At 71.5% G+C, this 7,510-nt stretch carries 9 protein-coding genes; all 9 read left to right on the forward strand.

The genetic code is table 11. The features are described from left to right. The coding region (locus AC0HS0_RS02355; RefSeq protein WP_472961403.1) for a FecCD family ABC transporter permease at nt 1-523 on the forward strand (523 nt) is incomplete at its 5' end. Further along, a complete protein-coding gene (locus tag AC0HS0_RS02360; RefSeq protein WP_472961404.1) occupies nt 520-1,584 on the forward strand; it encodes a FecCD family ABC transporter permease in 1,065 nt (354 codons plus the stop codon). The genes AC0HS0_RS02355 and AC0HS0_RS02360, both read left to right, overlap by 4 nt. 1 nt (nt 1,585) lies before the next feature. Beyond that, the gene (locus AC0HS0_RS02365) at nt 1,586-2,386 is read left to right on the forward strand and encodes an ABC transporter ATP-binding protein (protein WP_472961406.1); all 801 of its coding nucleotides are present in this window, start codon (nt 1,586-1,588) and stop codon (nt 2,384-2,386) included. Nucleotides 2,387-2,688: 302 nt separating this feature from the next. Then, nucleotides 2,689-3,981, forward strand: a complete 1,293-nt coding sequence (gene hisS / locus AC0HS0_RS02370) for a histidine--tRNA ligase (protein WP_472961407.1) — start codon at nt 2,689-2,691, stop codon at nt 3,979-3,981. Nucleotides 3,982-4,291: 310 nt separating this feature from the next. After that, complete coding sequence (gene eno, locus AC0HS0_RS02375; RefSeq protein WP_472961408.1) at nt 4,292-5,572, forward strand: phosphopyruvate hydratase; 1,281 nt, start codon at nt 4,292-4,294, stop codon at nt 5,570-5,572. Between the two features lie 103 nt (nt 5,573-5,675). Continuing rightward, nucleotides 5,676-5,933 (forward strand): hypothetical protein, encoded by a 258-nt coding sequence (locus AC0HS0_RS02380; RefSeq protein WP_472961409.1) that lies wholly within the window; start codon nt 5,676-5,678, stop codon nt 5,931-5,933. A gap of 109 nt (nt 5,934-6,042) precedes the next feature. Further along, on the forward strand, nt 6,043-6,600 hold the full coding sequence (locus AC0HS0_RS02385) for an FtsB family cell division protein (protein ID WP_472961411.1): 558 nt from the start codon (nt 6,043-6,045) through the stop codon (nt 6,598-6,600). After that, nucleotides 6,600-7,112 carry a DUF501 domain-containing protein gene (locus AC0HS0_RS02390; RefSeq protein WP_472961413.1) on the forward strand — a complete coding sequence of 171 codons (513 nt, stop codon included), beginning with the start codon at nt 6,600-6,602 and terminating at the stop codon, nt 7,110-7,112. Before AC0HS0_RS02385 ends, AC0HS0_RS02390 begins: the two co-directional genes overlap by 1 nt. After that, a partial coding sequence (locus AC0HS0_RS02395; RefSeq protein WP_472961414.1) for a S8 family serine peptidase occupies nt 7,091-7,510 on the forward strand: 420 nt, incomplete at its 3' end. The genes AC0HS0_RS02390 and AC0HS0_RS02395, both read left to right, overlap by 22 nt.

The following is a 7,510-nucleotide window of genomic DNA, read 5'->3' on the forward strand; positions in this document are numbered from 1 at the left end:
GGTCTCGCTGATCACCGCCGTCATGCTGACCAGCCGGGTCTCGCTCGACCAGATGCGCTTCTGGCAGGTCGGCTCGCTCGCCGGCCGCGGCTTCGGCGTGCTCTGGCAGGTGCTGCCGACCCTCGTCGTCGGAGCCGTACTGGCGCTGGCGCTCGGGAGACTGCTCAACGGCCTGGCGCTCGGCGACGACGTCGCCCGCGGACTCGGTCAGCGTGTCGGCCTGGCGCGTGCTCTCTCGGCCGTCGCGATCGTGCTCCTCTGCGGGTCCGCCACCGCTGCGGTCGGACCGATCGCATTCGTCGGCCTCGTGGTGCCGCACGTGGCACGCTGGGTCGTCGGCGCGGACTACCGGCGCATCCTCGCCTACTCAGCGGTCATCGCCCCGGCCCTGCTGATCGCCTGCGACGTCATCGGCCGAGTCGTCGCACCGCCCGGTGAGCTGCAGGTCGGCATCGTGATGGCGTTCGTCGGAGCGCCGCTCTTCATCGCGCTGGTGCGCCGACGCAAGCTGGTGGGACTGTGAGCGCGCCCGCCGCGGCGTCGCGCGTCGTTGCCGATGCGGCCTCCAGTGTCGCGCTCGACCGTCGACGCCGCCGGGGTCGTGCGACCCGGGTGTCCGTCGTGCTCGCGGTACTCGTGTTCGTCGTGTCCGCGGTATCGCTCACGCTCGGTGCGGCGGGGGTGGCCCCCATCGACGTGCTCGCCGCGCTCGTCGGGCGCGCCGACCGGCTCACGTCGTTCGTCATCCTCGACCTGCGGCTGCCGCGGCTCCTCGCCGCCGTCCTCGTCGGCGCCTGCCTCGGGATCTCCGGCGGCCTGTTCCAGTCCGTCGCGCGCAACCCGCTGGCGAGCCCGGACATCATCGGCATCACCACGGCCGCCAGTGCGACCGGCGCCGTCGCCCTGGTCTGGTTCGGGATCACCGGCCTGGCCTTGTCGGGCGTCGTCCTCGCCGGAACCCTGGTCGCCGCTGTGCTGATCTACCTGCTGGCCTGGCGCAACGGCGTGAGCGGATACCGCTTCGTGCTCGTCGGCATCGGCTTCGCGGCGATCTGCGCCGGGCTCGTTTCGTACGTGCTGACCCGCGCCGACCTGAGCGACGTGCAGCAGGCGCTGGTCTGGATCACCGGCAGCCTCAACAGCATCGACGACGTGTCGCTGACCGTGCTCGCCGCGACCTCCGTCGTGTTCGTCCCCGCGGCGCTACTGGTCGGGAGGCCTCTCGCCGCTCTCGGGCTCGGCGACGACGTGGCGGCCGGGATCGGCGTGCGCCCCGAGCGCACGCGCATCCTGAGCATCGCGGTCGGGGTGGTGCTGGCCGCCGTCGCCGTCTCGGTCGCCGGGCCGATCGCCTTCGTCGCGCTGCTCGCCGCGCCCGTGGCGAGACGGCTCGTCGGGCGAGGCTCGCTCGCGCTCGTCCCTGCCGCGCTCGTCGGCGCCCTCGTCCTGGTCATCTCCGATGTCGTCGCGCAGTTCGCGGTGCCCGGGGTGGTGTTCCCGGTCGGCGTCGTGACCGGGATCGTCGGAGCGCCGTATCTTCTCTGGCAGCTCGCCAGGACCAATCGCATCGGCCGGGGAGGCTGACATGACCACGGAGATCACTCTCGCCGCGCGCGACCTGACCCTCGCCTACGAGGGCCGGGTGGTCGTCGACGGCCTCGACCTCGATATCCCGCCCGGCCGCGTCACGGCCATCGTCGGGCCGAACGCCTGCGGCAAGTCCACGCTGCTGCGCGGGCTGTCGCGCCTGCTCGCCCCGGCCTCCGGCAGCGTGCTGCTCGACGGCGCGGACATCCGCTCGCTGCCGACGAAGGACGTCGCGACCCGCCTGGGCCTGCTGCCGCAGACGCCGACCGCGCCCGACGGCATCACTGTGGCCGACCTCGTCTCGCGCGGCCGCTACCCGCACCAGGGCTGGTTCCGGCGCTGGACCGGCGATGACGATGCGGCGGTCCAGGAGGCCATGACCGCGACCGGCGTCGCCGACCTGGCCGACCGCGCCATCGACGAGCTCTCGGGAGGTCAGCGCCAGCGCGTCTGGATCGCCATGGCCCTCGCGCAGCAGACCGGCATCCTCCTGCTCGACGAGCCGACGACGTTCCTCGACATCAGCCACCAGCTCGACGTGCTCGATCTGCTGCTCGACCTCAACGCGGCCCGCGGGAGCACGATCGTGATGGTGCTCCACGACCTCAACCTGGCCGCGCGGTACGCCGACCACCTGATCGCGATGCGCGCGGGCTCGATCGTCGCCGCCGGCGACCCGGCCGACGTGGTCACCGCCGAGCTGGTGCGCGACGTCTTCGGCGTCGAGTCCGTCATCGCGCCCGACCCCGTCGCCGGGACGCCGCTGGTCGTTCCGCTCGGGCGGCACCACACGCTCTAGCCGCACCCGGCAGCGCGTCCGCCGGTGGTCCGGATCGCCGCTCGGGTGAGACCGACGCCTCGCGGCGGCGCATTCTTCCGGCCCACGGCGGGCGCGTTGTCGTGTGTCTGGCAACGCGGCCGAAGTGATCGGACGGCTGCGGCTCATGCCAGGTCCTCACTGGGACACCGCCCTATCGCGCGGGGTCGGCACGACTTCAGGGCGGCAACGCCAGCAGTCTACGACCGCCTCGGCTCCGGCCGCGATACCCCCGGGGTCGACAGCGCGGCGTCACCGGCGTCCCCATCTGGAAGAATCGACGCATGGCTTCCCCGATCACACCGCCCCGCGGCATGCGCGACTTCCTCCCCGCCGAGAAGGCCCGCCGCGAGCATGCGCTGGGTGTGATCCGCCGGAGCTTCGCCGGGCACGGTTTCGACGAGATCGAGACGCCCGTCGTGGAGGACGTCGCCCGGCTGCATTCCGGTCTCGGCGGCGACAACGAGAAGCTCGCCTTCAGCGTGCTCAAGCGCGGCCTCGGCGGCGACGACCTCCGGGAGGCGATCGAGTCTGGCGACACGCTCGCGCTCTGCGACCTCGGCCTCCGCTTCGACCTCACCGTGCCGCTGGCCCGCTTCTACGCCAGCCACCGCGGCGAGCTGCCTCCCGTGTTCCGCAGCATCCAGATCGCGCCGGTCTGGCGTGCGGAGCGGCCGCAGAAGGGGCGCTACCGCCAGTTCGTGCAGTGCGACATCGACATCATCGGCGAGGGTTCCCAGCTGGCGGAGGTCGAGCTGATCACGGCGACGGCCGCGGCGTTGGAGGCCCTGGGCCTGACCGGCTGCACGATCCGCATCAACGATCGCCGCATCCTCAACGGACTCCTCGAGTACTGCGGATTCGCCGAGGCGCGCTGGCCGCAGGTGCTGATCTCGATCGACAAGCTCGACAAGATCGGCGCCGAGGGCGTCGTCGCCGAGCTCAGCGAGGGCGGGGCCGACTCCGCCGCCGTGCTGGGCGGCATCCTCGCGGCGCTCGAGCCGCATCTCGCCGAAGGCGGAGTGGAGCTGACGGTGGAGGCGATCTCCGGCATCCTGCCCTCGGGCATGGACACCGACGCCATCGCCGGGCTGGAGGCGCTGGCCCACGCGCTCGACACCCTCCCCGAGGGTGTCGCGCTGCGGTTCGACCCCACCCTGGTACGCGGCATGGGCTACTACACCGGCACCATCTTCGAGATCGCGCACCCGGGTTCGGGCAGCTCGGTGGGAGGCGGCGGCCGCTACGACGGGATGATCGGCCGGTTCCTCGGCACCGACGTGCCCGCGGCCGGCTTCTCGATCGGCTTCGAGCGCATCGTCGACCTGATCGACGTGCCCGACGACTCCGCCGCCGACTCCGTCGTGCTCGTGCACGACGCCGACGTGCCGCTGGACCGGCTCATGGCGATCAAGTCGGATCTGGTGGCCTCCGGGCGCCGGGTGCGGCTCGATCGGCGCGCGAAGAACCTCAAGGCGGTGCTCGACAGGGCCGCGGCCTCCGGCTACCGGTCGTTCGCGTTCGTCGACGCCGGCACCGCGGACGCCTCAGCGCTCGAGTTCAAGCCGCTGACCTGAGCGGGCCCGTCCCGCTGCGCCGCAGCGAACGGAGGAGATCCGGGCCCCGATGCGCCGGATCTCCTCCATCAACTCACATCGCCCGGCGTGCCGCGACCGATCTCCTCCGTTCGCATCACACGGTGCGCCCGACGAGCGTGCCGAAGCCGATGGCGATCACGGCCGCCGCGGCGAGGCGAAGAGGATGGTGATGAAATGGCGATGCTGCCGGAGCGCCATTTGTCGCAAGGTTCCCGCCACGGCGTTCTGGCCGTTAACCCGACGTCACTAGACTGAATCGGCAACCCACGAAACCACCAAGGAGACAGTTGTGGCTCAGATCGAAGCTGTAGGCGCTCGCGAGATTCTCGACTCCCGCGGCAACCCGACCGTCGAGGTCGAGGTGCTCCTCGAGGATGGCACGGTCAGCCGTGCCGCCGTCCCGTCCGGCGCATCCACCGGCGCCTTCGAGGCCTACGAGCTTCGCGACGGCGACGCCGACCGCTACCTGGGCAAGGGCGTCGAGAAGGCCGTCGACGCGGTCCTCGACGAGATCGGCCCGGCGATCGAGGGCTACGAGGCGAGCGACCAGCGCCTGGTCGACGAGGCCATGATCGAGCTCGACGGCACCGACAACAAGAAGCGCCTCGGCGCCAACGCGATCCTCGGCGTCAGCCTCGCGGTCGCCAAGGCTGCGGCCGACTCGGCCGACCTACCGCTGTTCCGCTACATCGGCGGCCCGAACGCGCACGTTCTCCCTGTGCCGATGATGAACATCATCAACGGCGGCGCCCACGCCGACACCGGCGTCGACATCCAGGAGTTCATGATCCTCCCGATCGGCGCCGAGACCTTCTCGGAGGGCCTGCGCTGGGGCGTCGAGACCTACCACTCGCTCAAGTCGCTGCTGAAGTCCAAGGGCCTCAACACCGGCCTCGGCGACGAGGGCGGCTTCGCCCCCGAGCTCGAGCACAACCGGGCAGCTCTCGACCTGATCTCTGAGGCGATCGAGAAGGCGGGCTACACCGTCGGCTCGCAGATCGCCCTCGGCCTCGACGTGGCCTCCACCGAGTTCTTCGAGAACGGCGTGTACCGCTTCGAGGGCCAGGACCGCACCGCAGCCCAGATGTCGGCCTACTACGCCGAGCTCGCCGCCAACTACCCGCTGGTCTCCATCGAGGACCCGCTGGCCGAGGACGACTGGGAGGGCTGGGCCCACCTGAACGCCGAGATCGGCGCGAAGCTGCAGCTCGTCGGCGACGACCTGTTCGTCACCAACCCGAAGCGCCTCGCGCAGGGCATCAAGGCCAAGGCCGCGAACAGCATCCTCGTCAAGGTCAACCAGATCGGCACACTCACCGAGACGCTCGACGCCGTCTCGCTGGCCCAGCGCAGCGGCATGACCGCCGTGCTCTCGCACCGCTCCGGCGAGACCGAGGACACGACGATCGCCGACCTCGCGGTCGCGACCGACGCCGGCCAGATCAAGACCGGCGCCCCGGCCCGCTCCGAGCGCGTCGCCAAGTACAACCAGCTGCTCCGCATCGAGGAGGAGCTGGGCGACGCCGCCGTCTACGCCGGCCGAAGCGCCTTCCCGCGCTTCCAGGGCTGAGTCGTCTCATCGAAGGGTGAGTAATCGCGCAAATCCGACCCGGGATTCCCGCGATTACTCACCCTTCGGCGTTGAGGATCGAGCGCGTCGCTAGGCTCGCCCCATGCGCATTGCGGCGAGCGTCCCGGCCGAGATCCTCCCTCTCGCCGTCTTCCTGCTGCTCGCCGCTCTCTTCACGGTGTTCGGCGCCTACCTGCTGCGTCGCCCCGAGCGGGCAGCGGCGCTGTTCGCCGACCGGGAGGCCCGGCACGCGTTCCGCGCCAAGGACGCGCGCGCGATTGGCCTCGTGTTCACGATCGGCGGCGCCGCCCTCCTGACGGTCGGCGCCGTGCGCCTCGTGCTGACGCTGGCAGCCGGCTGAAGGGCGGGCGACACCCCGCGCTCACGGCCGCCTCCGGGCAGGCATCGCCTACGATTGTGCACGGGGCCTTCCGGTCCTCCACGACCGTCGAGACCACCCGGGAGGGGCCATGCCGAAGCAGTCCGGCTCCCGCGCCTCCCGCACCCCGGCCGCCCGCACCAAGCGCGTCGCCGCGTCGTTCGACGAGCCGACACAGACCGGGCGGTGGCTGCGCGGCCTCCACTTCTCTGCGTTCTCGCTGGTGATGATGGGAGCCATCGTGCTCGCAGTCGTGATCCTCGCTCCATCGTTGCAGGGCTTCCTCGCCCAGCGTCAGCAGATCGCCGACCAGCAGAAGGCCGTCGACCAGCTCTCCACGCAGGTCGACGCGCTCAAGGAGCAGCGTGCGCGCTGGAACGACCCGAGCTACCTCCGCGCACAGGCGCGCGACCGGCTCTACTACGTCATGCCGGGCGAGGTCAGCTACCTCGTCATCGACGACAGGCCTCCCGCGGCCACCACAGACACCACTCCGGTGAGCTCCAAGCTGCAGAAGACGCACACCGACTGGGTCGGTTCCCTCTTCGGCTCGCTGATGGGCGCCGGCCTCACCGACGCGACGCCCGCGCAGCTCGGCTCCACGCCAACCCCGACCCCCAGCACCCCCAGCACCACAGGCGGCAGATGATGACCAGACCCCCGTTCGATCCCGTGACCGACGACGACATCGCCGCCGTGAGCGAGCAGCTCGGCCGGCCCGCGCGCAACGTCGTCGGCATCGCTGCGCGCTGCGTCTGCGGGCGTCCCACCGTGGTCTCGACCGCTCCGCGCCTCGACGACGGCACACCGTTCCCGACCTTCTACTACCTCAGCCACCCCGCCGCCACGGCCGCCATGTCGCAGCTGGAGGCCACCCAGGTGATGAACGAGTACAACGACCTCCTCGCCGACGACGAGCAGGTGCGCGAGCAGTACCGGGCGGCGCACGAGCAGTACCTCGCCGACCGCGAGTCCATCGGGGTGGTGGAGGAGCTCGCGGGCGTCTCGGCCGGCGGCATGCCCACCCGGGTCAAGTGCCTGCACGCGCTGGCGGCCCACGCGCTCGCCACCGGACCCGGCGTCAACCCGATCGGCGACCTCGCCCTCGCTCGCGGCGGGTGGTCGCCGGAGGTGTGCGAGTGCCGCATCCAGGTCGGCTGACCCCGGCGGCGCCCCGCTCCCACTCCCGGTTCGGCCGGGCGCGCCGTCGTGCGCTGTCGGCCGTCGGAGCGCTCGCGACGGCGTTCGCCATCGGCCTGGCGCCTGCCACGGTCGCGCACGCCGATCAAGTACGCGACATGCAGTACTGGCTCAACGACTACGGCTTCACGAAGGCCTGGCAGACGACCAAAGGCGCGGGCGTGAAGGTCGCGGTGATCGACACCGGCGTCGACGGCTCGGTGCCCGATCTCGCCGGCGCGATCGCGGGAGGCACGGATGTGTCCGGGGTCGGCGCCGCGAACGGCGAGAAGCCGCTCGGCGCCGGGGAGGCGGCCGACCATGGCACCTGGGTCGCCTCCCTGCTCGCCGGTCGTGGCACCGGCCCCGACTCCGGCGTT

This window comes from Leifsonia sp. PARNA 1/14 (assembly GCF_055720965.1).

Bases quoted from the DNA above. Each gene is read 5' to 3' on its own strand.
- AC0HS0_RS02365 (WP_472961406.1), top strand. From the start codon at position 1,586: ATGACCACGGAGATCACTCTCGCCGCGCGCGACCTGACCCTCGCCTAC.
- hisS (WP_472961407.1), top strand. From the start codon at position 2,689: ATGGCTTCCCCGATCACACCGCCCCGCGGCATGCGCGACTTCCTCCCC.
- AC0HS0_RS02380 (WP_472961409.1), top strand. From the start codon at position 5,676: ATGCGCATTGCGGCGAGCGTCCCGGCCGAGATCCTCCCTCTCGCCGTC.
- AC0HS0_RS02385 (WP_472961411.1), top strand. From the start codon at position 6,043: ATGCCGAAGCAGTCCGGCTCCCGCGCCTCCCGCACCCCGGCCGCCCGC.
- AC0HS0_RS02390 (WP_472961413.1), top strand. From the start codon at position 6,600: ATGACCAGACCCCCGTTCGATCCCGTGACCGACGACGACATCGCCGCC.